Below are 23,995 nucleotides of genomic sequence, written 5' to 3'. Positions count from 1 at the left end.
CGAGAGGAAAGGACACCGACATGAACATCCCCACCTTCGGCGGCGCCGCAGCCCACATGCCGAGCAGCCGCTACGTTCTGCCCCAGTTCGAAGAGCGCACGGCCTACGGCTACAAGCGCCAGGACCCGTACAACAAGCTGTTCGAAGACCGCGTCATCTTCCTGGGTGTCCAGGTCGACGACGCCTCGGCCGACGACGTCATGGCCCAGCTGCTCGTCCTCGAGTCGCAGGACCCCGACCGCGACATCATCATGTACATCAACTCGCCCGGTGGCTCGTTCACGGCCATGACGGCGATCTACGACACGATGCAGTACGTCTCGCCGCAGATCCAGACCGTCGTGCTCGGTCAGGCGGCGTCCGCGGCATCCGTGCTCCTGGCCGCCGGCGCGCCCGGCAAGCGTCTCGCCCTGCCGAACGCCCGCATCCTGATCCACCAGCCCGCCATGGGCGAGGCCGGTCACGGTCAGGCGTCCGACATCGAGATCCAGGCGCAGGAGATCCTCCGCATGCGCACGTGGCTCGAAGAGACCATGGCGCGCCACACCGGCCAGGACGTCGCGAAGATCAACAAGGACATCGACCGCGACAAGATCCTCTCGGCCCAGGAGGCACTGGAGTACGGCATCGTCGACCAGGTGCTCACGACCCGCAAGCGCATTCCGGCGGCCCTCACCGCCTGACGCGCTCGCGCCACCACCAGCCCCGCAGACCCGTTTCGGTCTGCGGGGCTTCGTCGTTCTCCGGCCGTGCTCGTGTCTGAGTCGCCGAAAACTGTCGCCGATGACCCGCGCAGATCGACAGATGTCGGCGACTCACGCAAGGGAAGAGGCAGGAGAGGGGATGCCGGGCTTCGCCGTGGGCGATCATGACGCGGCGAGGCGCGCAAATGCCCTCGCAATGTACGGGCTCGGGTTAGGCTCGTCTACACACCGGCGGGGGCCGGGGTGACAGGAGGAACCGGCATGGCACGCATCGGTGAGAGCGCCGACCTGTTCAAGTGCTCCTTCTGCGGCAAGAGCCAGAAGCAGGTGCAGCAGCTGATCGCCGGTCCCGGGGTCTACATCTGCGACGAGTGCGTCGAGCTGTGCAACGAGATCATCGAAGAGCGCATGGCCGAGTCCTCGGCCGGCGAGGTCGCCGAGTTCGATCTCCCCAAGCCCCGCGAGATCTTCTCCTTCCTCGAGGAGTACGTCGTCGGTCAGGAGCCCGCGAAGCGTGCTCTCGCCGTCGCCGTCTACAACCACTACAAGCGCGTCCGCGCCCACGGCACGCTGCAGCCCGCCGAGGCCCGCGCCGAAGAGATCGACATCGCCAAGAGCAACATCCTGCTGCTCGGGCCCACCGGCTGCGGCAAGACGTACCTCGCACAGACGCTGGCCAAGCGTCTCAACGTCCCCTTCGCGGTGGCGGATGCCACGGCCCTCACCGAGGCCGGATACGTCGGCGAAGACGTCGAGAACATCCTTCTCAAGCTCCTTCAGGCAGCCGACTTCGACGTCAAGCGCGCCGAGACCGGCATCATCTACATCGACGAGGTCGACAAGATCGCCCGCAAGGCGGAGAACCCCTCGATCACGCGCGACGTCTCGGGCGAGGGCGTCCAGCAGGCGCTGCTGAAGATCCTCGAAGGCACCGTCGCGTCGGTGCCGCCGCAGGGCGGCCGGAAGCACCCGCACCAGGAGTTCATCCAGATCGACACGACGAACGTGTTGTTCATCGTGGCCGGCGCGTTCGCGGGTCTCGAGGAGATCATCTCCGCCCGCGTCGGCAAGCACGGCGTCGGCTTCGGCGCGCCGCTGCAGCGCAAGGAGGACGCGCCCGACCTCTTCAGCGAGGCGCTGCCGGAAGACCTGCACAAGTTCGGCCTCATCCCCGAGTTCATCGGTCGTCTGCCCGTGGTGGCATCCGTCTCGCCCCTCGATCAGGAGGCGCTGATGGAGATCCTCACCGCGCCGCGGAACGCCCTGGTCAAGCAGTATCAGCGCATGTTCGAGCTCGACGGGGTGCAGCTGGAGTTCGACGAGGACGCCCTGCGCGCGATCGCCGACCTCGCCGTGCTGCGCAAGACCGGCGCGCGCGGCCTGCGGGCGATCCTCGAAGACGTCCTTGGACCCATCATGTTCGACGTGCCCTCGTCCGACGACATCGCCAAGGTCGTCATCACGCGCGCCGCGGTCGAAGACGGCGCGCAGCCGACCATCGTGTTGGCGCAGAAGCGGCGGAGCGCATAAGAGGCGACGGCGGCATACCGTGCGTCCCCGCCGCAGCGTCGCGCTTTTCGTGATCGTCGCCGCGATGGCCGTCGGGGGACTGGCGTTCCTCGTCCATAGCGGCGCCGGCTCAGCCATCGAGCTCGGCCCCGCCCTCTACGGGCGCGGGACCCTCTCAACCGGGCGGGGCAGAATCGGATCATGCTCGCCGACCTCGAACTCCCCACGCGCCTGATCGCTCGGTTCGGAGACCTCACCGTGCGCCGGGCCACCCCGGCCGATCTCCCCGCGCTGATGGCGCTCCTCGCCGACGACCCGATCAGCTCCGCGCGCGGGGACCGCGCCGACGCCGCAGACGAAGCGACCTACGAGACGGCCCTGCGAAGCGTGCTCGATGCGCCGCTCAACGACCTCCTCGTGGTCGACGACGCCGACGGCGTGCTGGTCGGTACGCTCCAGCTGACCGTCATTCCGGGAATGGCTCGCCAGGGCGCCACACGCCTGCTCGTCGAGGCCGTACGGGTGTCATCGCGCGTGCGCTCCGGCGGCATCGGCAGCGCGCTCATGCGGTGGGTCATGGATGTGGCCGCGCCGGCGACCGGGACGACGCTCGTACAACTGACGTCTGACGCGGCGCGCGTCGACGCCCACCGCTTCTACACGCGACTGGGCTTCCGGGACTCGCACATCGGCTTCAAATACCGCGTCGAGAGCTGACGCGGCAGACACGGCTGGGGGAGCGTGCCTGCCGCTCCGCGCGTCAGCCCGCGAGGCCCCGCCGCTCCAGGAGCGGCTGGATGTCGGCATCCCGACCCCGGAAATCGCGGTAGGCCGCCAGCGGGTCGCCGGAACCGCCGACGCCCAGCAGGCGCTCGCGGAACCGGTCGCCGTTCGCCCGGGTGAGGCCGCCGTTCTCGCGGAACCAGTCCACGGTGTCGGCGTCGAGCACTTCGCTCCAGATATAGGAGTAGTACCCGGCGCTGTAGCCGCCTGAGAACACGTGCGCGAAGTACGTGGAGGAATACCGCGTGGGAACGGCCGGGTTGTCGAGGCCGATGTCGGCCAACGCCGCCGCCTCGAAGGCGGCCACGTCGATCTCAGCCGACGCCTCGTCAACGGACAGGCCGTGCCACGCCTGGTCGATCCAGGATGCCGCGAGGTACTCGCTCGTGGCGAAGCCCTGGTTGAAAGCCTCCGACGCGTGCAGCCGCTCGACGACATCGGCCGGGAGGGGCTCGCCGGAGTCGATGTGCCGCGCGTAGTTCGTGAGGATCTCGGGCCAGAGAATCCACATCTCGTTCACCTGGCTGGGGAACTCGACGAAGTCCCGATGCACGGCGGTGCCGGCGAAATGCGGGTACGTGACCGTCGCGAACAGACCGTGCAGCGCGTGACCGAACTCGTGGAACAGCGTCGTCACCTCATCGAGGGTGAGCAGGGTCGGCGTGCCCGGCGCGGGCTTGTTCACGTTGAGATTGTTGACGACGACCGGCGCCGTGCCGCGCAGCTCGGACTGGGTGACGAGGGAGTTCATCCATGCCCCGCCCCGCTTCGTGTCGCGCGTGTACAGGTCGAGCAGGAACAGGCCCAGCTCGCTGCCGTCGTCATTGTGCACCTCGAAGACGCGCACGTCGGGGTGGTACCCCTGCAGATCGTGACGCTCGGTGATCCGGATGCCGTAGAGCTGCTCCGCCGCGAAGAAGACCCCGTCGCGCAGCACCCGCTCGGCTTCAAACCACGGCCGGAGGGCGGCCCGGTCGAGGTCGTACTGCTGCGCCCGCACCTTCTCGGTGTAGAAGGCCCAGTCGTGCGCCTCGATCCGGATGCCGTCGGCATCGGCGATCTGCTGAAGAGCAGCCTGCTCCTCGCGCGCGTTGGCGGCCGCGGGCACCGCGAGCCGTCGGAGGAGGTCGTGCACGGCATCCGGCGATCCTGCCGTCTGGTCGGCGAGCACGGCGGCCGCGTGCGACGGGTATCCGAGCAGCGCCGCGCGCTCGGCGCGGAGGCGAACGATCTCGGTGAGCACCGGGCGATTGTCGTCGGCGTTGTGGCGCCGGGCGCGCACGCGGGAGGCCTCGAGCAGGCGACGGCGGCTCTCACGGTTCGTCAGCGAGGCGAGGTAGGGGTGACCGGTGTACAGCGTGAGTGTGACGACGTAGCGTCCGTCGAGGCCGCGGGCGGTGGCCGCTTGGGCCGCGGCCGAGAGCTCGCCGTCGCTGAGGCCGTCGAGTTGCGCGGCGTCGTCGAAGACGACCGCGAGGTCGTTGGTGTCGGCGAGCAGGTTCTTCTCGAACGTCGTCGTCAGCACCGACAGCCGCTGGTTGAGATCGGTGAGTCGCTGCTTCTGCTCGTCATCGAGGCCGGCGCCCGACAGTGACATCTCGCGGTGGTGACGCTCGACGAGGTAGCGACTCTCGGCATCCAGGTCAAGGTCGTCGAGACGCTCGTGGACGGCGGAGACGCGGGCGTATAGCGCGGCGTCGAGCTGGATCGCATCCCGGTGCGCCGACATGAGCGGCGCGAGCTGCTCTTCGATTCCCTGGATCTCGGCCGTGCCATTGGCCCCGGTGACGGTGTAGAACGTGCGCGACACCCGGCCGAGGAGCTCACCGCTGCGCTCCAGCGCCACGAGGGTGTTCTCGAACGTCGCGGGCTCGGTCTGCGAGGTGATCGCGTCGACCTCGGCGCGCTGCGCCGCGAAGGCCGCGTCGAAAGCAGGCAGATAGTGTTCGGCGCGGATACGACCGTAGGGCGGGAGGTCGTAGGGGAGCGAGGGCGGCGCGAGGAGGGGATTGATCACGGCTTCCGTCATCGTCCCAGCCTAGGCCGCCGTCTCCGCCCGGTGTCGGGCGCGGAGCGTCCGACAGCCACGGTCGGACACGCGTCAGGCGACGCAGCCCACGTCTCCGCCGGAGCGAAGAGCCGAGCACGGTTCGGACGCGGCCTGCGTCCCGCGTCGCGGGTCCGCCACTCGGCCCGCCGTCCCGCGTAGCGGGTCCGCCGCTCGGCCCGCCGTCCCGCGTCGCGGGTCCGCCGCTCGGCCCGCCGTCCCGCGTCGCGGGTCCGCCACTCGGCCCGCCGTCTCGCGTCGCGGGTCCGCCACTCGGCCCGCCGTCTCGCGTCGCGGGTCCGCCACTCGGCCCGCCGTCTCGCGTCGCGGGTCCGCCACCCGGCTCGCGGTCCCGCGTCGCGGGTCCGCCGCTCGGCCCGCCGTCTCGCGTCGCGGGTCCGCCACTCGGCCCGCCGTCCCGCGTCGCAGGTCCGCCACTCGGGGCGGCGGACCCGCGACGTCTTCGTGCGGCTCAGGCGAACTCGTCGTCGTCGTCGTAGCGAACGACGACCTCGCCGGCGGCATCCTGGGTCACGATGACCCCGGTGTCGAGCTCGGCGACGGGACGACCCTCGAGGAACGTCAGCGTCCATCGCGGGGCCGGGGCGCTCAGGCCGTCGGGCGTGAGGGCGGCCTCGACCGCGGCGATCTGGGCGTGCAGCGCCTCGGGAACGGCCTTCGGCGGCAGCTCGCGGGCGGTCCAACGGGTTCCGAGTTGCATCAGTCCTCCTGGGGTGCGAACACGATGTCGGTGACGGTGGTGGTGTCGGCGGGGGCGAACGAGATCGTCTCGATGCGTCCGACGGCGCGCAGGTCGCCCTCGGCGAGGCGAAGAGCCTCGACGCGGGGACCCGACACGGTCAGCGAGGTGACCGGCGTCTTCTGCGAGGCCTTGGCCTCGGTCTTGGCGCGACGGATGCCGATGAGCGCCTCGCTCACGGCGGTGAGCACAGCCGGGTCGCCCTGGATACCGAGCGGCTCGGGCCACGCGGCGGTGTGCACCGAGCCCTCCTCGAACCATGACCACACCTCTTCGGCCGCGAACGACAGCACGGGTGCGAACAGGCGCACGAGCGTCGACAGCGCCGTGCGCAGGGCGAGAGCCGCCGAGGCCTGCCCGACATCGGTCTGGTCGTACGCGCGCTCCTTGACCAGCTCGAGGTAGTCGTCGCAGAACGTCCAGAAGAACGACTCGGTGATCTCGAGCGCGCGCGCGTGATCGTACGCCTCGAAGGCGGCGGTGGCGTCGCGCACGACGGCATCCAGGGTCGCGAGCATCGACGCGTCGAGCGCGTGCGTGACCTCGGCGCCCTCGGGCACGGGGAACGACAGCACGAACTTCGCGGCGTTCAGCAGCTTGATCGCGAGACGCCGGCCGATCTTCACCTGCGTCGGGTTCTGCGGGTCGAACGCCGCGTCGGTGCCCAGACGGCTGGAGGCCGACCAGTAGCGCACGGCATCCGAGCCGTGCTGCTTGAGGATGTCGGCGGGCGTGACGACGTTGCCCTTCGACTTCGACATCTTCTTGCGGTCGGGGTCGACGATGAAGCCCGAGATCGCGGCATCCGACCAGGGGCTCCGGTCATCTTCGAGGGCGCTGCGCAGCATGGTCGAGAAGAGCCAGGTGCGGATGATGTCCTGCCCCTGCGGACGCAGGTCGAACGGCGACACGAGGTTCCACAGTTCCTCATCGCGCTGCCAGCCGCCGGCCAGCTGCGGGGTGAGCGACGACGTCGCCCACGTGTCGAGGATGTCGCGCTCGGCGTCGAAGCCGCCCGGAACGCCCCGCTGGTCCTCGGTGTAGCCCGGGGGCACGTCGGTCGTTGGGTCCACGGGCAGCGAGGCGAGGTCGGGCGTCAGCACGCGGTCGTAGTCGCGTTCGCCGTGCTCGTCGAGCGCGTACCAGACCGGGATCGGCACGCCGAAGAAGCGCTGGCGCGACACGAGCCAGTCGCCGGTGAGGCCGTTTGTCCAGTTCTCGAAGCGCACGCGCATGAAATCCGGATGCCATGACATCTCGCGACCGAGCGAGATCAGGCGCTCGCGAAGCTCGGCATCCCGTGCGCCGTTGCGGATGTACCACTGGCGCGTCGACACGATCTCGAGCGGCCGGTCGCCCTTCTCGAAGAACTTCACGGGGTGGGTGAAGGGCTTGGGGGCGCCCTCCATGGCGCCGGACTCCTGCAGGAGCTCGACGATGCGCTTCTTGGCGCTGAACACCGTCTTGCCCGCGAGCTCGACGTACGCCGCCTTCGCGGCATCCGTCACGATCACATCGGGGGCGTCGGCGACGATGCGGCCGTCCTTGCCGATGATCGTGCGGTTGGGAAGGTCCAGCTCGCGCCACCAGATGATGTCGGTCACGTCGCCGAAGGTGCAGATCATGGCGATGCCCGACCCCTTGTCCTTCTGCGCGAGCGGGTGGGCGAGCACCGGCACCTCGACGTCGAAGAGGGGCGTGCGCACGGTCGAGCCGAACAGCGGCTGGTAGCGCTCGTCGTCGGGGTTGGCGACCAGGGCCACGCACGCCGGCAGCAGCTCGGGGCGGGTCGTCTCGATGAACACGTCGCCCGAACCGTCGGTCTTCGCGAAGCCGACGCGGTGGTAGGCGGCGGGCTGGTCGCGGTCTTCGAGCTCGGCCTGCGCGATCGCCGAGCGGAAGTCCACGTCCCACAGCGTCGGCGCGAGCGCCTGGTAGGCCTCGCCGCGCTCGATGTTGCGCAGGAACGCCAGCTGGCTCGTGCGGATCGAGTCGTCGGAGATGGTGCGGTACGTCTGCGTCCAGTCGACGCTGAGCCCCAGCTCGCGGAACAGCTCTTCGAACTGCTTCTCGTCTTCGATCGTCAGCCGCTCGCACAGCTCGATGAAGTTGCGGCGGCTGATGGGCACCTGGTCGGCGGCCTTGCTGCTCTTGTTGTCACCGCCCGCGAACGGCGGGGTGAAGTCGGGGTCGTAGGGGAGCGAGGGGTCGCAGCGCACGCCGTAGTAGTTCTGCACGCGGCGCTCGGTGGGCAGGCCGTTGTCATCCCAGCCCATCGGGTAGAAGACCGTCTTGCCGCGCATGCGCTCGAAGCGCACCTTCACGTCGGTGTGGGTGAACGAGAACACGTGACCGATGTGCAGGCTCCCGGATGCCGTCGGCGGCGGCGTGTCCACCGAGTAGACGCCCTGACGGCCGGCCTCGGCGGCGCGGAGGCGGTCGAACACGTACGTGCCGCGCTCGTTCCACGCGGCATCCCACTTCTGCTCGAGGCCTTCCAGGGCGGGCTTATCGGGAATTGTGGCCATGGGGGTACTCCTCGAGCGATATGGGCGGCACTGTGTGAGCGTGCCTGATGGGTATGGCATCCACGATACCGGGAGGGGCGGCGCGGCGTCGGCGGGGGGTGCGCGACCTCGGCGATTCGCAGCCACTCCGTCGTCATCGCCGTATTGCGACGGAACGGGTGCACATGAGTGAGCTGAGGCTTCGCCCGGCGCGTGGGGCCCCCGCTTACGCTCCGGCGACCTCGGCACGGCGGCGCGACGCCGCCCATGCGGCCACGAGCGTCACCGCCGACAGCGCGGCGAGCACGACACCCGGATGCCACCACGCGAAGGCCGTCGCCGTGCCCAGGGCCGCGGTCACCAGCGGGACGAAGCCCGAGATGGTCGCGGCGAAGGCGTACGACAGCGACAGCGCGGAGCAGCGGAAGTGGTCCGGGAAGAGGTCGCTCATCAGACCGCCGAGTGCGGCCCACGACATCGTCGGGAGGATGCCGCCGACGATCATCGTCGCGACGAGGATCGGGAAGGTCGCGAACTGCAGCAAGTAGTACATCGGGAACGTGATGAGCAGGGTGCCCAGGGCGCCCCACGCGACGACCTTCGCCGAGCCGATCCGACTGGCCCACGCGCCGAAGAGCGGAACCGTGACCAGCTGGAGCAGGGCACCGATCGTCGTCGCGACCAGGAGGTCCTGGAAGCTGAACCCGAGTTGCGCCACGCCATAGTTGATCGTGTAGGTGTTCATCAGCGAGTACGACCCGATGCCGAGAAGCGCCGCACCGATGGCGAGGACGACCGCGACCGGACGGGCGCAGAACATCGCCAGCACGGGCAGGCGGTCACGGCGACCGGAGGCGACGACGTCTTCGAAGACGGGCGTCTCGTCGATGGACCACCGCAGGTACAAGGAGACGAGCAGAAGCGGGAGCGCGAGCAGGAACGGGATGCGCCAGCCCCACTCGGCGAGCTGGTCGGCCGGCAGGATCGCCGTCATCGCGATGAAGACGGCGGCGGACAGGATCGAGCCGACGGGCGAGCCGAGCTGGGGGATCGCGGCGTAGAACGCGCGCTTGACGGGGCTGGAGTGCTCCGTCGCCAGCAGGATCGAACCGCCCCACTCGCCACCCAGCGACAGACCCTGGGCGATGCGCAGGACGAGCAGTAGCGCGGCCCCGAACCAGCCGGCCTGCGCATAGGTGGGCAGCACCCCGATCAGGCCGGTGGCGACGCCCATGATGGCCACCGTCCACAGCAGCGTCGCGCGGCGACCCAGCCGGTCGCCCATGTGCCCGAAGATGACCGCTCCGATCGGGCGGACGACGAAGGCGAGAGCGATGGTCGAGAACGACGCCAGGGTCGAGCCGACCTCTCCGAGTGGTTCGAAGAACAGGGGGCCGACGAAGAACGCGGCGAAGTAGGCATAGACGTAGAAGTCGAAGGATTCGAGCGAGGTGCCGATCATCGACGCCCACGCGACGCGGCGTGCGGGCGCAGTCGGGGTCGACCGGGAAGCGGGGGGAGCGGAAGTCACGGGAGTCGATCTTGGCACGAGTCCAGAAACCTCCGCGCCCGGCCCCGCATTCCCGCCGTCCCGTCGACATGGCAGCCGCCGTGTCGACGGGACGGCGTAGAATCGAGTCATCAGCACCGATCCGGCCATCACCGGGGAGCTCGCGGAAGAACGTCCGGCCCTTCGACACGCTCAGGGACCGGACAAGTAGAACCGCGCGGGTCAGGCCCGTCACAGCCGCAGTGAGAGCGGCATCGGCCCCTGAGCTCGTCGAAGGGTCCGGCGCAATGCAGGGTGGTACCGCGGTCCGCATGGATCGTCCCGGCGAGCAGACCTCGACCCGCGGAGTGACATGACCTACCCTCGCCCCTCATCCTTCGGCCCCGCCGCCGATGCGTCGAACGCGACCCCGGATGCCGCGACCTCGGCGTCCGCGCAGGGCGCCGCGTCCACGGCATCCGTCGTCCCCAGCCCCCGGTTCCCCCAGATCGAGAACGACACGCTCGCGTTCTGGGCCGAAGACGACACCTTCCGCGCATCGATCGCGAACCGCGAGGGCGCCGAGGAATGGGTGTTCTACGACGGCCCGCCGTTCGCGAACGGCCTGCCGCACTACGGCCACCTCCTCACCGGCTATGCCAAGGACGTGTTCCCGCGCTTCCAGACCATGCGGGGCAAGAAGGTCGACCGCGTCTTCGGCTGGGACACCCACGGCCTGCCGGCCGAGCTCGAGGCGATGAAGCAGCTCGGGATCACCGAGAAGGACGAGATCGAGCGCATGGGGGTTGCGACCTTCAACGCCAAGGCCCGCGAGTCGGTGCTCGAGTACACGCGCGAGTGGCAGGACTACGTCACGCGTCAGGCCCGCTGGGTCGACTTCGAGCGCGGCTACAAGACGCTCGACACGACCTACATGGAGAGCGTGCTGTGGGCGTTCAAGACCCTGCACGACAAGGGCCTCGCGTACGAGGGCTACCGCGTGCTGCCGTACTGCTGGCGCGATGAGACGCCTCTGTCGACGCACGAGCTGCGCATGGACGACGACGTCTACAAGATGCGACAAGACCCCTCGGTCACCGTCACCTTCCCGCTCGTCGGCGCGAAGGCCGAGGCGCTCGGCCTCACCGGCGTCCGGGCGTTGGCCTGGACGACGACCCCGTGGACGCTGCCGACGAACCTCGCTCTCGCGGTGGGTCCCGGCATCCGGTACGCCGTGATCGAGGGCGGCCCGAACGGCGCCGCCGACGTGCACACCACGCCCGACGGCACGCCCGACGAGGCGTTCGAGGCCGTCGCGCACCGCTATCTGCTGGCGGAAGACCTGCTGCCGAACTACGCCAAGGACCTGGGGTACGAGAGTGCGGATGCCGCCCGCGCGGCCGTGCAGACGACGATCCTGGGCGCCGAGCTCGAGGGCGTGTCGTACGACCGCCTCTTCGACTACTACGCCGACGCCGACACGTGGGGGACGGGCAACGCCTGGAAGATCCTCGTCGACGACTACGTCACGGTCTCGGACGGCACCGGCATCGTGCACCAGGCCCCGGCCTACGGTGAAGACGACAAGCGCCTCGCGGATGCCGCGGGACTGCCGACGATCATCTCGCTCGACGACGGCGGTCGGTTCCTGTCGGCCGTGACCGACGTCGCGGGGGAGCTGTGGCTGGATGCCAACCGCCCCCTCATCCGCCTGCTGAAGCAGGAGGGCCGGCTGCTGCGCGAGGCGTCGTACGAGCACTCGTATCCGCACTGCTGGCGCTGCCGGAACCCCCTCATCTACAAGGCCGTGTCGAGCTGGTTCGTGCGCGTGACCGACATCAAGGACGACCTGCTGGCGAACAACCAGCAGATCACCTGGGTGCCCGAGAACGTCAAGGAGGGCCAGTTCGGCAAGTGGCTCGAGGGCGCGCGCGACTGGTCGATCAGCCGCAACCGCTACTGGGGTTCGCCGATCCCGGTCTGGAAGAGCGACGACCCGAACTACCCGCGCGTCGACGTGTACGGCTCGCTCGCCGAGATGGAGGCCGACTTCGGCCGCCTCCCGGTGAACGCCGACGGCGAGGTCGACCTGCACCGCCCCTACATCGACGACCTCACGCGCCCCAACCCCGACGACCCGACGGGCCAGTCCACGATGCGCCGCATCGAGGACGTGCTCGACGTGTGGTTCGACTCCGGCTCGATGCCGTTCGCGCAGGTGCACTACCCGTTCGAGAACCACGAGTGGTTCGACGAGCACGCGCCCGCCGACTTCATCGTCGAGTACATCGGACAGACCCGCGGCTGGTTCTACGTCATGCACGTCCTTTCGACCGCGCTGTTCGACCGCCCCGCTTTCACCGGCGTGTCGTGCCACGGCATCGTGCTCGGCAACGACGGCCAGAAGATGTCGAAGTCGCTGCGCAACTACCCCGACGTGCGTGAGGTGTTCGACCGCGACGGTTCGGATGCCATGCGGTGGTTCCTCATGTCTTCGAGCGTTCTACGGGGTGGGAACCTCGTCGTGACCGAAGAGGGCATCCGCTCCGGCGTGCGCGAGTTCCTGCTGCCGCTGTGGAACGCGTGGTACTTCTTCGCGACCTACGCGAACGCATCAGCGCCGGCGGCTGAGCCCGCGCCGGTGGCTGAGCCTGTCGAAGCCTCCGGCCCCGGGCTCCCGGGGGTCCCGGTCCCTTCGACGAGCTCAGGGACCTCCGCAGCGCCGGTGGCTGAGCCTGTCGAAGCCTCCGGCCCGGACGGCTATGTCGCCGAATGGCGCACCGACTCCACCGATGTGCTCGACCGGTACATCCTCGCGCTGACGGGTGACCTCGTGAAGGGCGTCGCCGCCGACCTCGAGGGCCTCGACTCCACGACCGCGGCCGAGCGCCTGCGCGACTTCGCCGAGGTGCTGACCAACTGGTACATCCGCCGTTCGCGCGACCGCTTCTGGGTGGGCGTGACCGACGATCCCACCAGCCGCGAGGCCTTCGACACGCTCTACACCGTGCTCGAGACGCTCACCCGCGTCGCCGCCCCGCTCATCCCGCTCGTCTCCGAGCGCGTGTGGCAGGGCCTCACGGGCGGTCGCAGCGTGCACCTCGAGGACTGGCCCGACGCCTCGGTGTTCCCGGCTGCCGAAGACATCCGTACCGCGATGGACACGGTCCGTGACGTCTCGAGCGTCGCCAACGCCCTGCGCAAGAAAGAGGGAAAGCGCGTGCGCCTGCCGCTGCCGCGTCTGACGGTGGTGACCCCGGACGCCGCGGGCCTGGCGCAGTTCGACGACATCCTGCGCGAGGAGCTCAACGTCAAGACGATCGAGCAGGTGGCTCTGCAGGACGGCACGGCGGGGGAGTACGGCATCACCCACCGCCTCTCGGTGAACGCCCGCGCCGCGGGCCCGCGCCTGGGCAAGCAGGTGCAGCAGGCCATCAAGGCCGCCCGTGAGGGCGATTGGAGCGAGGTCGACGGTCGCGTCGTCGCCGGTGGCATCCCGCTGGAGCCCGCCGAGTACGACCTCGTCGTCGAGACCGCCGGTCGCCCCGAAGGCGAGGCGCTGGCCGTGCTGTCGAGCGGCGGCTTCGTGCTGCTCGACACCGTCACCACGCCCGAACTCGAGGCCGAGGGCCTGGCGCGCGACATGGTCCGCGGCATCCAGGACACCCGCAAGGCCGCCGGCTTCGACGTGAGCGACCGCATCTTCCTGTCGCTGACGTTCGTCGAAGACGCCGACGCGCAGGCCGTGGCCCAGGCGTTCGAGGTCGCGGGCGTGGCATCCGAGACCTTGGCGGAGGCGGTCGTGCTGGCCGGTCCGCAGGGCCGACTCATCGAGCGCGGCGCGGCCCTGCCCGCCGAGTACGAGACGCAGATCGCCGCCAAGACCTACGCGAACGTCGGAGCGGTCACCGTCGCCGTCGCCCGCATCGGAGGCACCGCATGAGCGACCGTACGAGAGCCGACGCCGTTTACAGCGCGCTGCTCGAACGCCAGGGCGAGCAGTGGGTCCAGCCGCGCGTCGAGCGCACGCGCCGCGTGCTCGAGCTGCTCGCCGACCCGCAGCGCACGTACCGCGTGATCCACGTCACCGGAACGAACGGCAAGACCTCGACGAGCCGCATGATCGAGAGCCTGCTGCGCGCGATGGGGCTTCGGACGGGGCTGTTCACCAGCCCCCACCTCGAGCGGTTCACGGAGCGCATCCTCATCGACGGAGAGCCCGTGTCGGATGCCGCGATCGCCGACGCGTGGGACGAGATCCAGCCGTTCGTCGACATGGTGGATGCTGAACTCGCGGCATCCGGAGACGCTCCGCTCACGTTCTTCGAGCTACTGACGGTCCTCGCCTTCGTCGCGTGCGCGGACGCGCCGATCGACGTGCTCGTGCTCGAGGTCGGCATGGGCGGGGAGTGGGACTCCACGAACACCGCCGACGGCGACGTCGCCGTGTTCACCCCCATCGACATCGACCACGTCGACAGGCTGGGCTCGACGGTCGCCGAGATCGCCACGGTCAAGGCCGGGATCATCAAGCCGGGCGCCGCCGTCGTGTCGGCCGCGCAGCCGGAGGAGGCCCTCCGCGTCATCCGCGCCCGCGCCGAGAAGGAGGACGCGACGATCGCGGTGGAAGGCTCCGCGTTCGGTCTCGAGGCGCAGACCCTCGCGGTGGGTGGGCAGCAGCTCACCATCCGGGGCGTCGCGGGAACGTACGCGGAGCTCTACCTGCCGCAGTACGGCGCCCACCAGGGACACAACGCCGCCCTCGCCGTCGCCGCCGTCGAATCGCTCATCGGCGGGGGGACGCAGCCCCTCGCCGCCGACGTGGTGGCCGACGGCCTCGGCACCGCCACCTCGCCCGGTCGCCTGCAGCTCGTCGGCACCGCTCCGACCGTGCTCGTCGACGCCGCACACAACCCGCACGGCGCCCGCGCGCTGGTCGCCGCTCTCGACGAGGCCTTCGACATCGACGAGTGGGGCGCCGTGATCGGCATCCTCGACGGGAAGGATGCCGCCGGCATCATGTCGGCGCTCGTCCCCGCCGTCGCGCGGGTGTTCGCCACCGCACCCGACAGCGACCGCGCCACCGATCCCGACGCGATCGCCGACGTGGCCGAGGCCGCGGATCTGCCCGTCACCGTGCACCCGACGCTCGAAGACGCAGCCGACGCGGCCCGCGCGTGGGCGGCCGAGTCCGACCGGCGCGCCGTGGTCGTCGCCGGCAGCGTCGTACTCGCCGGAGAGGCGTTGCGCCTGTCGGAGCTCGAGGACTGGAAGGCCGGGTGGCAGGCGTGAGTCCGCGCGAGCCCCGGGTTCCACGCCGCCGTCGTCAGCGCGGAGCGTTGGAGTCGCTCGGCGCCGTCGTGCTCGGCTTCGAGTCGATCGTCGTCTTCCTCGGCGGGCTCGTCGTGTACGGCCTCAAGGCGCTGCCGTTCGGCATCGAGCCGTGGTGGGGGATCGTCGGCGGTGTCGTGATGGCGGTCGCGATGGTCGCGGTGTCGGGACTGCTGCGCCACCGGTGGGCGATTATTACCGGCTGGGCGCTGCAGGTCGTCCTGCTCCTCGGCGGGTTGCTCGTTCCCGCCCTCGCCGTCGTGGCCGTCATTTTCGGCGGCATGTGGGCGTATGCGACGATCAAGGGAGCGGCGCTCGACCGACGCAACGCCCGGTTCGCCGCCGACCCCGACCTCTCGAACGGAGAATGACCCATGGCCACCGAAGAGACCCTCGTCCTGGTCAAGCCCGACGGCGTCGCCCGCGGACTGACCGGTGCGATCCTGGCGCGCATCGAGGCGAAGGGCTACGCCCTCGTCGACATCCGCCTCGTCGAGCCCGACCGCGAGACCCTGGCGCAGCACTACGCCGAGCACGAGGGAAAGCCGTTCTACGAACCGCTCCTCGAGTTCATGCTCTCGGGCCCCTCCGTCGCGATCCGCCTCGCCGGTAACCGCGTCATCGAGGGCTTCCGCGCACTGGCTGGGACGACCGACCCCACCACCGCCGCCCCCGGCACGATCCGCGGCGACTTCGGCCGCGACTGGGGCCTGAAGGTGCAGCAGAACCTCGTCCACGGCAGCGACAGCGTCGAGTCCGCCGAGCGCGAGCTGGCGATCTGGTTCGCCTGATTCCGGATGCCGTGAAGGCCGTCACCCCGTGAGGGTGGCGGCCTTCGTCGGTGCGCAGGGCGACCGGCGGGCGCGGGGTCTGCGATGTGCGCGAGGTGAGGAGCGCCCACGGTTTCGGGCTGAGAGTCAGTGAACCTGTGAGATGACACGCGGACTCGCCCGGCGTGGAGACCTCCGGCGCGGGATCGTCCATCTGCGCCAGGTCCCTGGTATCCGCGGGCGGGGATGGCGGGAACCGCTGAAGCCCTGCGCACAAAGTCAGCGATGCGCGTCAGGTCAGCGGCATCCGGGGCCGTCGGGCGGAGCTTATGCACATCGCTGAGGTTGTGCACGGCGTCCGACGTCGCGGGGCCGCTGAGGGCACGAAGTCAGTGATGCGTCTCAGGTCAGTGGCATCCGGGGCCGTCGGGCGGAGCTCATGCACATCGCTGAGGTAGTGCACGGCGTCTGACGTCGCGGGGGCTGAGGGCATGAAGTCAGTGATGCGCCTGAGGTCAGTGGCAATCCGGGGCCGTCGGGCGGAGCTCATGCACATCGCTGAGGTCATGCACGGCGTCCGACGTCGCAGGCGCTGAGGGCACGAAGTCGGTCAGGGCAGTCGCACCCGGGGCGGGCGGAGCGCGCGCAGACCGCCGAATTCGGACCCGACGCGCGCGAACGGTCTCTTCGACAAGCCCAGGGACCTCGGCCGTCGAACCCGCGGGATCAGAACTGCGCGAGAACGTTCAGGCGCACCTGCGCCAGCACCGCGACGACGGCGAACGCGACGATCGTCATCAGCGGCACCCACACGAAGAGGCGGTCCGCCACCTCTCGGACCCGCACCGAGGGGATGACACCCTCGCGCAGAACATGCAGCGTCACCACGAAGAACGACGGGATCACGACCGACCACGTCACCATGCACCAGGGGCACAGGGTCGCCAGCACGAACAGACTCTGCGCGATGAGCCAGATCACGAACGTCAGGGCGAAGGCGAACCCGAGCCAGAACAACGCCCAGAACCACCGCGCGAACCGCGCGCCCGCCAGCAGCGCCATGCCCACCACGACCGGGGCGACCCATGCGGCGAGTCCGATGATCGGGTTGGGGAAGCCGAAGACCGCACCCTGCGACGACTGGAGATTCGTCGAACACTGCACGAGCACGCTGAAGTCGCAGGATGCCGCTTGACCCGGGTTCTGCAGCTGGTGGAAGCGTTCCATCGTCAGCGAGAACGCCGCCCACCAGCCGACGATGCCGGCGAAGACGAGCCAGACCGCCACGACGGTCGGGCGGCGGGCGGTGACGTGTTCGCTCATGTCGCGATTGTGCCACCGCCCACTTTTCCGCGCGCTGAACACCCGGCATCCCTGTCGGTGCGCGGCCGGTGCACACCGAGCAGACCGGTTCCGCGGAGGGCGAACGGACGCATCCGCTGGCCGCGACGCCGGTCCGTGCGATAATGAAGGCTGATGTGACCGCGGCCGCGCCGCAGGAACATCACCCAGAAGACTTCGGGCGACGACCGCCCTTCGCAGCACGAGCCGCAGGCCTGCTGCAGACCGAATGAGTTCGCGGCCCGCCGGGTGCGGCGCCGCATGAGATTTCGTCGGGCGACGCGCGGTGTCGCCCGGCCAGGGAGAAACCCCGACATGGCCGATGTGACAGACGAACAGATCCCCGCCGAAGAGACGCCGGGCGACACTCCCGAGACGCCGTCGTCGGAGACGTCGATCGACGCGGCCGAGTCGCCGGTCGAGGCCGACGTCCCCGCCGTCGATGAGGAAGAGGCCGCGGTCCAGGATGCCGAACTGGCCGCCGCGGACGACACCGATGCGCCCGCGGTGCTGACGGTCGACGACGCGGAGGCGACGGCGGAGAGCGCACCGGCGTCGTCGGATGCCGAAGTCGTCGGGGAGCCCGCCCACGAGGGCGAGGCCGCTCCTGTGGCATCCGGCGCCGACGACGCCACCGCCCCGGCCGACTCGGATGGAACGGCCGAGGCCGGGGACACGGCGGATGAGCCGGCAGACGCCGCCTCGCCCGTCGCCGCAGACGCCGATGCAGCTGTCGTCCCGGAATCCGCTCCTGAGCACGAGGGGGCTTCCCAGCCCGAGGCGGCTTCCGAGCCTGAGCCCGAGGCCGCTTCCGAGCCCGAGGCTGCTCCCGAGCCCGAGGCGGCGGCAGAGCCCGCAGCACCCGCCGAGCCGGAGAAGCCCGCCCGTCCGACCGCCGTCTCGCTGGGCCTGCTGCCCGAGAACTTCGTGTCGGCCGTGTCGACCGCGCTGCACTTCTACGCGCCCGAGCTGCCGCCGTTGCCCGCGCGCGAGTCGTACGACGACCGCGACGACCGCGACGACGACGGCCCCGTCGAACGGGGCGCGGCCGGCGCCCGCCGTCGCAACCGTCGCCGCGGCGGATCCGACGCGACCCCCGCCGAGCAGAACGACGCCCCGGTCGCGCCCGTGCGCCAGCGCGTCGTCGAGGTCGTCACCGAGCCGCAGCGCATCAAGGGCTCCACGCGCCTGGAAGCCAAGAAGCAGCGCCGCCGCGACGGCCGCGAGGCCGGCCGCCGCCGCCCCGTCGTCACCGAGGCGGAGTTCCTCGCCCGTCGCGAGGCCGTCGACCGCGTCATGGTCGTGCGGTCCAAGGCGGGCCGCATCCAGATCGCCGTGCTGGAAGACAACGTGCTGGTCGAGCACTACGTCGCCCGCAACCAGGACGCCTCCCTCATCGGAAACGTCTACCTCGGTCGTGTGCAGAACGTGCTGCCGAGCATGGAGGCCGCGTTCGTCGACATCGGCCGCGGACGCAACGCGGTGCTGTACTCCGGCGAGGTCGACTGGGACGGCGTCGAGACCAACAATCAGCCGCGGCGCATCGAGCTGGCCCTGAAGTCGGGCGACCGCGTGCTCGTGCAGGTCACCAAAGACCCCGTCGGACACAAGGGCGCGCGACTCACGAGCCAGATCTCGCTCCCCGGCCGCTATCTCGTCTACGTGCCCAACGGCACGATGAACGGCATCTCGCGCAAGCTCCCCGACACCGAACGTGCGCGTCTGAAGAAGATCCTCAAAGAGGTGCTCCCCGAGTCGTCGGGCGTCATCGTGCGCACCGCCGCCGAGGGCGCCACCGAAGAGCAGCTGACCCTCGACGTGCAGCGCCTCACCTCGCAGTGGGAGCACGTGTCGAGCCAGGTGAAGACGATCCAGGCGCCGTCCCTGCTGCACTCCGAGCCCGACCTGCTCGTGAAGATCGTGCGCGACGTCTTCAACGAGGACTTCACCCGCATGCTCATCCAGGGCGATGAGGCACTGCAGACCATCTCGAACTACCTCCAGGGCGTCGCCCCCGACCTGCTGGAGCGCGTGGAGAAGTACGAGGGCGAGCAGGACCCCTTCGATGCGTTCCGCGTGACCGAGCAGATCGAGAAGGCGCTCGACCGCAAGGTCTGGCTGCCCTCCGGCGGGTCGCTCGTGATCGACCGCACCGAGGCCATGACCGTCGTCGACGTCAACACCGGCAAGTTCGTCGGTTCGGGCGGCAACCTCGAAGAGACCGTCACGAAGAACAACCTCGAGGCGGCGGAAGAGATCGTGCGCCAGCTGCGCCTGCGCGACATCGGCGGCATCATCGTCGTCGACTTCATCGACATGGTGCTCGAGACAAACCGCGACCTCGTGCTGCGCCGCCTCATCGAGTGCCTCAGCCGCGACCGCACGAAGCACCAGGTCGCCGAGGTCACCTCGCTCGGCCTCGTGCAGATGACCCGCAAGAAGCTCGGCCTCGGCCTGCTCGAGACCTTCAGCGAGGCATGCGAGGTCTGTGCGGGTCGCGGTGTGATCGTGCACCACGACCCCGTCGTCAAGCACCGGACCGGCGCCACGAACGGCAATGGCAACGGCAACGGCGGGTCATCGAACCGGCGTGGTCGCGGCAGCAACGGCGGCGCGTCGAACGCGGCTCCCGCGTCGGCGGCCCACACCGCTCAGAACGGCTCGTCGGCGGCCAACGGCGGCACGCACGTGATCACCGAGGGCGTCAAGTCCGCGCTCGCGCAGATCGCGGCATCCACGGTCAAGCCGACCCTCGACGACCCCGCCGTCGTCGAGGCCGCGGTGGTGGCATCCGTCGAGGCCGTGCTGGAGGCGAAGCCCGAGGCCGAGGCACCGGCACCGGCGCGCGAGAAGCGTCCTCGCAAGAAGCGCGAGCCCCGGGCGCCGCGCACCGAGAAGGACGCGCTGCTCGAATCCGTGCTCGAGGCGCTTCCGGAGCCCAAGGCACCCGGTCAGGGCCGCTCGCGTCGCCGTGTCACCACGGCCGCCCTCACCGGCACCCCGGTCAACGCCCAGCCGCCCACCGACGCCTGACCCCGAGCGGAGCACCGGGATCCGCCCTCCGTCCCCCGACGGGCGGCGATCCCGGCGCCGCGCGGTGCTCAGCCGCCGGCGCGACGCTCACATGCGGTGACGCGCAGCCGGCCGCACGGTGCTCAGGTGCGGCGCTCGCTCGCGCTGACGCGCCGCCGACACCGCGGTGCTCAGGCGCCGGCGCGACGCTCGCGCGCGGTGACGCGGAGCCCCGAAGCGCGCAGACGCCGCACCAGCTCCTTGCCGCCGACGTGCTCGGCGCCGGCGGCGACGAGATGCGCGTGCCGTTCGTCGGGCACGTCGTAGTGGTCGCGATCGAAGGCGCGGCGGGGGATGCCGGCGGAGGCGGCGAAGGCGTGCAGCTCGTCGAGGCTGCTGTCGCTCACAAGGTGCGCCCAGAGTCGGCCGTGCGCCGGCCACTGCGGGTCGTCGATGAGGATCGCCATCGGATGATCCTATGCTCGACACGCGGGTCGGATGCTTTTGCCGGATGCCGCCCGGTGAGCTAAACTTGACCCTTGGTGCGTCGCGTCCGCCCTTCGGGGGCGAGACCCCGCTGACTTTCGTCGGCCGGATCGTACCGAGACTTGGGTCATCAGACCCTCCCAACGTCATCAGACAACCGGAGCCCCGCGCTCCCGAACGAAACAGGTGTGAAGTGGTTTACGCAGTTGTGCGCGCCGGCGGCCGCCAGGAGAAGGTCCAGGTCGGCACGGTCGTCGTGCTCGACCGCCAGAAGGCGAAGGTCGGCGAGAGCATCCAGCTGCCCGCCGTCCTGTTCGTCGACGGCGACGCGGTCACGACCGACGCCGACAAGCTCGCGAACGTCTCGGTCACGGCCGAGGTGCTCGGCGAGGAGCGCGGTCCGAAGATCGTGATCCAGAAGTTCAAGAACAAGACCGGCTACAAGAAGCGCCAGGGCCACCGTCAGGACCTCACGCGCGTCAAGATCACCGGCATCAAGTAAGAGCCAGGAGACGCAGAGATGGCACACAAAAAGGGCGCAAGCTCCACCCGTAACGGTCGTGACTCCAACGCACAGCGCCTCGGCGTGAAGCGCTTCGGTGGTCAGGTCGTCCTCGCCGGCGAGATCATCGTCCGTCAGCGCGGCACCCACTTCCACCCCGGCGCCAACGTCGGCCGTGGTGGCGACGACACGCTGTTCGCCCTGGCTCCCGGTGCGGTCCAGTTCGGCGCCAAGGGCGGCCGCAAGGTCGTCAACATCGTCACCGCCGCAGCGGAGTAATTCCCGCGCTTCGGCGCTCGAGGGGGTGGGCGCAGCCCACCCCCTCTTCGCATTCTCCCGTCGGCTTCGCCGGCCCCATCCGGAAGGACCCGCCATGGTCACCTTCGTCGACCGCGTCACCCTGCACCTGCGCGCGGGCAAGGGCGGCAATGGCTGCGTCTCGGTGCGCCGCGAGAAGTTCAAACCGCTGGCCGGTCCCGACGGCGGCAACGGGGGCAGTGGCGGCGACGTCGTGCTCGTCGCCGACCCTCAGGTCACGACCCTGCTGTCGTACCACCACTCGCCGCACCGCTCCGCCGGCAACGGCGGTTTCGGGATGGGCGACCACCGCTCCGGTGCGGTGGGAGAGGATCAGGAGCTTCCCGTCCCGATCGGCACCGTCGTGAAGGACCCCGACGGAACCGTGCTCGTCGACATGCTCACCCCCGGCATGCGCTTCGTGGCCGCCCCGGGCGGCCTGGGCGGTCTGGGCAACGCCGCCCTCGCCTCGCCCAAGCGCAAGGCTCCCGGTTTCGCGCTCCTGGGGACGCCGGGTTGGGAGGGCGACGTCGTCCTTGAGCTCAAGACGGTCGCCGACGTGGCGCTCGTGGGCTTCCCCTCGGCCGGCAAGTCGAGCTTGATCGCGGCCGTCTCCGCGGCGCGCCCCAAGATCGCGGACTACCCCTTCACCACCCTGCATCCCAACCTGGGGGTCGTGCAGTCAGGCGACGTGCGCTTCACCATCGCGGACGTGCCGGGCCTCATCGAAGGCGCGAGCGAAGGCAAGGGGCTGGGCCTGGAGTTCCTCCGTCACGTCGAGCGCTGCACCGCCCTCGTCCACGTGCTGGACTGCGCCACGCTCGACCCGGGCCGCGACCCGCTGAGTGATCTCGACGTCATCCTCGCGGAGCTCGGTGCCTACCCGGTGCCGGAGGGGCAGACCCCCCTGCTGGAACGGCCGCAGATCGTCGCGCTGAACAAGATCGACGTCCCCGAGGCCCGCGAGCTCGCCGATTTCGTGCGGCCCGACCTCGAGGCGCGCGGTTTCCGCGTCTTCGAGATCTCCACGGTGAGCCGCAGCGGACTGCGCGAGCTGACCTTCGCGCTGGCCGACGTGGTCGAGCAGCACCGCCTGTCGACGCTCGACGAGAAGCCGACCGAGCGCATCGTCATCCGCCCCAAGGGTGCAGAGAAGGACTTTGAGATCAAGGTCGAGGGCGGCACCTACGGGCCCGTCTACCGCATCCTCGGCGACAAGCCCGTCAAATGGGTGCAGCAGACAGACTTCCAGAACGAGGAGGCCGTGGGCTACCTCGCCGACCGTCTTGCGCGCCTCGGCGTCGAAGACGGCCTGTTCCGCGCCGGTGCGGTCGCCGGCGCCACCGTGGTGATCGGCCCCGGCGACGGCATCGTCTTCGACTGGGGAGCCGACGCTCTCGTCGGCTGCCGAGCTGATGACCGCCCCCCGCGGTACCGACCCGCGACTCATCCAGAACTCGCGCCGCACGACGTCGGAGCGTCGCGAGCGCTATCACGAGCGCATGGATGCCAAGGCCGACGCCCGCGCCGAGCTCGAGGCCGAACGCCGCGCGGCGCGCGCCGCGGGGATCGATCCCGACGGGGACTCCTCCGTCCTCGGCGACGAGGACGACGCGCGGTGACGGCGCACACCCGCGCCGACATCCCCGGCGCCGCCCGCGTGGTGGTCAAGGTCGGTTCGTCCTCGATCAGCGGTGAGGGCGCACACCGGATCGACACGATCGTCGAGGCGCTCTCGCACGCGCACAATGGCGGCACCGAGGTGGTGCTGGTGTCGTCCGGCGCCATCGCGACCGCTCTGCCGCTGCTCGACCTCGGCGGACGCCCGAACGACCTGGCCACGCAGCAGGCAGCGGCCGCCGTCGGACAGAACGTGCTGATGTGGCGCTACCAGACCTCGCTCGACCGTTTCGGGCTGCTCGCCGGTCAGGTGCTGCTGACCGCCGGCGATCTCGAGAACGCCACGCACCGCTCCAATGCCCGCCGCGCCATGGAGCGGCTGCTGGGGCTCGGCATCCTCCCCATCGTCAACGAGAACGACACCGTCGCCACGCACGAGATCCGCTTCGGCGACAACGATCGGCTGGCCGCTCTCGTGGCGCAGCTCATCGGGGCCGACGCGCTCGTGCTGCTCAGCGACATCGAGACCCTCTTCACCCGCCCGCCGAGCGAGCCGGGCGCCCGCCCGATCACCGACGTCGAGTGGGGACACGACCTGTCCGAGTTCGAGTTCGGGGCGGGCGTCGTGAACGGCGTCGGCACCGGGGGAGCGGCCACCAAGGCCTCCGCGGCGAGGCTCGCGTCGACCGCCGGCGTGGGCGTGCTCGTCACGAGCGCCGATCTCGTGGCATCCGCCCTGGCCGGTGAGGCCATCGGCACGTGGTTCGCTCCCAACCCCGACCCCGTCACCCTCGCGACCGGACCCGTGGGCGCTGTGAGGGCGCCGGTACACTGAGC

Annotated in this window: 17 protein-coding genes and 1 pseudogene; 12 read left to right on the top strand and 6 right to left on the bottom strand. The window is 70.1% G+C overall.

Features of this window, described 5'->3' with window-relative positions:
• Nucleotides 1–20 precede the first annotated feature (20 nt).
• The 3 genes from QE392_RS12270 (at nucleotide 21) to QE392_RS12260 (ending at nucleotide 2,930) form a co-directional block, all read left to right on the top strand.
• Complete coding sequence (locus QE392_RS12270) at nucleotides 21–683, top strand: ATP-dependent Clp protease proteolytic subunit (RefSeq protein WP_307452086.1); 663 nt, start codon at nucleotides 21–23, stop codon at nucleotides 681–683.
• Nucleotides 684–965: 282 nt separating this feature from the next.
• Nucleotides 966–2,234, top strand: coding sequence for an ATP-dependent Clp protease ATP-binding subunit ClpX (clpX, locus tag QE392_RS12265; protein WP_307452082.1), 1,269 nt, complete (start codon nucleotides 966–968; stop codon nucleotides 2,232–2,234).
• A 180-nt stretch (nucleotides 2,235–2,414) separates the two neighbouring features.
• Nucleotides 2,415–2,930, top strand: a complete 516-nt coding sequence (locus QE392_RS12260; RefSeq protein ID WP_307452079.1) for a GNAT family N-acetyltransferase — start codon at nucleotides 2,415–2,417, stop codon at nucleotides 2,928–2,930.
• Nucleotides 2,931–2,973: 43 nt separating this feature from the next.
• Here the strand turns inward: QE392_RS12260 and QE392_RS12255 are convergent, their stop codons facing one another.
• The 4 genes from QE392_RS12255 to QE392_RS12240 form a co-directional block, all read right to left on the bottom strand.
• Nucleotides 2,974–5,025, bottom strand: coding sequence for a M3 family metallopeptidase (locus QE392_RS12255; RefSeq protein WP_307452077.1), 2,052 nt, complete (start codon nucleotides 5,023–5,025; stop codon nucleotides 2,974–2,976).
• A 490-nt stretch (nucleotides 5,026–5,515) separates the two neighbouring features.
• Nucleotides 5,516–5,764: a hypothetical protein gene (locus QE392_RS12250; RefSeq protein WP_307452076.1), complete on the bottom strand. Its 249-nt coding sequence runs from the start codon at nucleotides 5,762–5,764 to the stop codon at nucleotides 5,516–5,518.
• Complete coding sequence (gene valS / locus QE392_RS12245) at nucleotides 5,764–8,331, bottom strand: valine--tRNA ligase (protein ID WP_307452074.1); 2,568 nt, start codon at nucleotides 8,329–8,331, stop codon at nucleotides 5,764–5,766. Before valS ends, QE392_RS12250 begins: the two co-directional genes overlap by 1 nt.
• A 205-nt stretch (nucleotides 8,332–8,536) precedes the next feature.
• Nucleotides 8,537–9,841, bottom strand: coding sequence for an MFS transporter (locus QE392_RS12240; RefSeq protein WP_307452071.1), 1,305 nt, complete (start codon nucleotides 9,839–9,841; stop codon nucleotides 8,537–8,539).
• A 331-nt stretch (nucleotides 9,842–10,172) separates the two neighbouring features.
• On the opposite strand from QE392_RS12240, the gene ileS reads away from it, so the two are divergent.
• The 4 genes from ileS to ndk are packed head-to-tail and all read left to right on the top strand — an operon-like array spanning nucleotide 10,173 to nucleotide 15,921.
• The gene (gene ileS, locus QE392_RS12235; RefSeq protein ID WP_307452068.1) at nucleotides 10,173–13,742 is read left to right on the top strand and encodes an isoleucine--tRNA ligase; all 3,570 of its coding nucleotides are present in this window, start codon (nucleotides 10,173–10,175) and stop codon (nucleotides 13,740–13,742) included.
• Nucleotides 13,739–15,091: a bifunctional folylpolyglutamate synthase/dihydrofolate synthase gene (locus tag QE392_RS12230; RefSeq protein WP_307452065.1), complete on the top strand. Its 1,353-nt coding sequence runs from the start codon at nucleotides 13,739–13,741 to the stop codon at nucleotides 15,089–15,091. The genes ileS and QE392_RS12230 overlap by 4 nt, the downstream gene beginning before the upstream one ends.
• Nucleotides 15,092–15,138: 47 nt before the next feature.
• On the top strand, nucleotides 15,139–15,501 hold the full coding sequence (locus QE392_RS12225; RefSeq protein ID WP_307452062.1) for a DUF4233 domain-containing protein: 363 nt from the start codon (nucleotides 15,139–15,141) through the stop codon (nucleotides 15,499–15,501).
• A 3-nt stretch (nucleotides 15,502–15,504) separates the two neighbouring features.
• A complete protein-coding gene (gene ndk, locus QE392_RS12220; protein WP_307452059.1) occupies nucleotides 15,505–15,921 on the top strand; it encodes a nucleoside-diphosphate kinase in 417 nt (138 codons plus the stop codon).
• A gap of 705 nt (nucleotides 15,922–16,626) precedes the next feature.
• On the opposite strand, the gene QE392_RS12215 is transcribed toward ndk, so the two are convergent.
• Nucleotides 16,627–17,223 carry a vitamin K epoxide reductase family protein gene (locus tag QE392_RS12215; protein WP_307452057.1) on the bottom strand — a complete coding sequence of 199 codons (597 nt, stop codon included), beginning with the start codon at nucleotides 17,221–17,223 and terminating at the stop codon, nucleotides 16,627–16,629.
• 627 nt (nucleotides 17,224–17,850) lie between these two features.
• Here QE392_RS12215 and QE392_RS12210 point away from each other — a divergent pair.
• The gene (locus QE392_RS12210; protein WP_373426501.1) at nucleotides 17,851–20,274 is read left to right on the top strand and encodes an Rne/Rng family ribonuclease; all 2,424 of its coding nucleotides are present in this window, start codon (nucleotides 17,851–17,853) and stop codon (nucleotides 20,272–20,274) included.
• A 170-nt stretch (nucleotides 20,275–20,444) separates the two neighbouring features.
• On the opposite strand, the gene QE392_RS12205 is transcribed toward QE392_RS12210, so the two are convergent.
• Nucleotides 20,445–20,720, bottom strand: a complete 276-nt coding sequence (locus tag QE392_RS12205; protein ID WP_307452049.1) for a DUF4031 domain-containing protein — start codon at nucleotides 20,718–20,720, stop codon at nucleotides 20,445–20,447.
• A gap of 212 nt (nucleotides 20,721–20,932) precedes the next feature.
• Here QE392_RS12205 and rplU point away from each other — a divergent pair, with 212 nt between their 5' ends.
• The 4 genes and pseudogenes from rplU (at nucleotide 20,933) to proB (ending at nucleotide 23,993) form a co-directional block, all read left to right on the top strand.
• Nucleotides 20,933–21,241 carry a 50S ribosomal protein L21 gene (gene rplU / locus QE392_RS12200; RefSeq protein ID WP_307452046.1) on the top strand — a complete coding sequence of 103 codons (309 nt, stop codon included), beginning with the start codon at nucleotides 20,933–20,935 and terminating at the stop codon, nucleotides 21,239–21,241.
• 18 nt (nucleotides 21,242–21,259) lie between these two features.
• On the top strand, nucleotides 21,260–21,520 hold the full coding sequence (gene rpmA, locus QE392_RS12195; protein WP_055836932.1) for a 50S ribosomal protein L27: 261 nt from the start codon (nucleotides 21,260–21,262) through the stop codon (nucleotides 21,518–21,520).
• Between the two features lie 94 nt (nucleotides 21,521–21,614).
• Nucleotides 21,615–23,160, top strand: a pseudogene (obgE, locus tag QE392_RS12190) (GTPase ObgE).
• Complete coding sequence (gene proB, locus QE392_RS12185) at nucleotides 23,157–23,993, top strand: glutamate 5-kinase (RefSeq protein WP_307452044.1); 837 nt, start codon at nucleotides 23,157–23,159, stop codon at nucleotides 23,991–23,993. Before obgE ends, proB begins: the two are co-directional and overlap by 4 nt.
• Nucleotides 23,994–23,995 lie beyond the last annotated feature (2 nt).

This window comes from Microbacterium proteolyticum (assembly GCF_030818075.1).
Classification (GTDB): Bacteria; Actinomycetota; Actinomycetes; order Actinomycetales; family Microbacteriaceae; genus Microbacterium; species Microbacterium proteolyticum_A.
The sequence above is the reverse complement of the archived record's forward strand: the minus strand, read 5'-3'. Positions and strand labels throughout refer to the sequence as shown.